The following is a 1,913-nucleotide window of genomic DNA, read 5'->3' as shown; positions in this document are numbered from 1 at the left end:
TCGCGGTAGATGGCGAGGGCCTCCTCCCAGGAGCGCAGGGCGTCGGCGCCGCGGCCGAGCGCCTGCTGGGCGGCGGCCAGGGCGGTCAGGGAGTTGGCGCGCTGGTCGACGTACCCGGTGATGGTCCGGCCGACGGCCAGCGAGCGCTCCAGGTGGACCAGCGCCTCCTCGGGGCGGCCGGCGGCATAGCGGGCCATGCCGACGACGTTCAGGAGGCTGCACTCCGGGACGCCGCCGAGCCGGCGGATCTCCGGTGCGAGCAGCCGCTCGGCCAGGGCCTGCGCCTCCTCGGACCGGCCGAGCATCAGGAGGCTGCTGGCGAGGTTGGTCTCGCACAGCAGGACCGTCCACCGGGCGGCGCCCGGACCGTCCGCGGCCAGCAGGCGCAGGGCGCGTTCGAAGTGGTCGGCCGCCCCGGCGTAGTCCGCGCAGTTGAAGTGCGAGACCCCCAGGCTGGCCAGCACCAGTGCCTCGACGGCCCGGTCGCCGGCCGCGCGGACGAGTTCCAGGGCCTGCTCGTAGTGCCGGCGGGCCTGCGGCAGGTCGCCCGCGGAGCCCCAGGCGTGCCCCTGGTCGTTCAGGCTGAGGCCCAGGGCGAGCGGGTCGTCGAGCCGGCGGGCGGCGGCCACCGCGGTCCGGCTCACGGCCAGTCGTTCCGCGTGCGGCCCGGTCCGGTGCAGGTAGGGCCACAGCAGCGAGGGGAGCTTCCAGGCGACGTCGTCGTCCCCGTGCTCGAAGGCGTGGGCGGCGGTGGCCAGGAGGTTGGCCCGCTGCTCGTCGCACCACCGCAGCGCCTGGGCGGGGTCGGCGAAGGTGACGGTGCCCAGGCCCCGGGGCGGCGGTGGCAGCGCCACGTGGGGCCGCCCCGGCACCAGCGTCCGGGTGGCGGCACAGGCGTGGTGGAGGCACCACGCGTACCAGCGCTCCAGGCAGAGGCGGCGGGAGCGTCGGCTCTCCTGCCGCGTGCCCTGCTCGGCGGCGAACAGGCGCAGCAGGTCGTGGAAGCGGTAGGTGTCGGCGGAGTGCTCGGTGAGGAGGTGGACGTCGGCCAGCCGGCGCAGGATCCGCGCGCCGCTCCCGCGCTCCAGGCCGCCGAGCACCTCGGCGACCGGCGCCGACAGGTCGACGGCGGGGCTCGCCGCGAGCAGCCCCAGCAGGCGCCGGGCGGGCCCGTCGAGCGCGCGGTAGGAGAAGGAGAAGGCCGTGCGCAGGCAGGCGGACCGGTCGTCGCCGTCCGCGCTGAGGACGTCGAGCCGGTTGCCGGCGAGTTCGGCGGCGAAGTCCGTGAGGTCGTGGTGCGGGCGGTCGCGCAGCCGGGCGGCGGCGAGCGCGACGGCCAGCGGGAGGTGGCCGCAGGCGTCGAGCAGCCGGGCGACGGCCTGCTCCCGGGCCTCGACGCGTTCGGCCCCGAGCACCCGGCGCACCAGGGCGCGGCCCTCGTCCGGGCTGAACTCCGCCAGCTCGATCCGCTGGGCGCCCTCCCGTACGACGAGGCCGGTGAGCCGCTCACGGCTGGTCACGAGGACCGCGCAGCCCCCGGCGCCGGGCAGCAGCGGACGGACCTGCGCGGCGTCCAGGGCGTTGTCCAGGACGATCAGGACCCGCCGGCCGGCCAGCGTGGACCGGTAGAGCGCCGCCGTCTCGTCGAGCCGGGCGGGGACGTCCTCGGCCGGCACGCCCAGGGCGCGCAGGAAGGAGCCCAGGACGGCGTGGGGGTGCTGCGGGCCGGTGGACGACCAGCCGTGCAGGTCGGTGAAGAGCTGGCCGTCGGGGAAGCGGTCCCGGGTCCGGTGGGCCCAGCGCAGCGCCAGGGCCGACTTGCCGGCCCCGGGGGCACCGGTGACGAGCGCGATGGCCCCGGGGGCCGGGGCACGGCCGCCCGGCCCCCCGGGGCCGACCAGGTGGCGTCCGAG

The 1,913-nt window shown here is 77.7% G+C and carries 1 protein-coding gene; it reads right to left on the bottom strand.

The annotated features are described in order from the left end of the window. Positions 1–1,913, bottom strand: a 1,913-nt coding sequence (locus ACFVU7_RS39245; protein WP_388050883.1) for a tetratricopeptide repeat protein, incomplete at both ends; no start/stop codon positions are given.

It is taken from the genome of Kitasatospora sp. NPDC058046 (assembly GCF_042885595.1).
GTDB lineage: Bacteria > Actinomycetota > Actinomycetes > Streptomycetales > Streptomycetaceae > Kitasatospora.
This window is presented reverse-complemented; position numbering and strand designations above follow the sequence as displayed.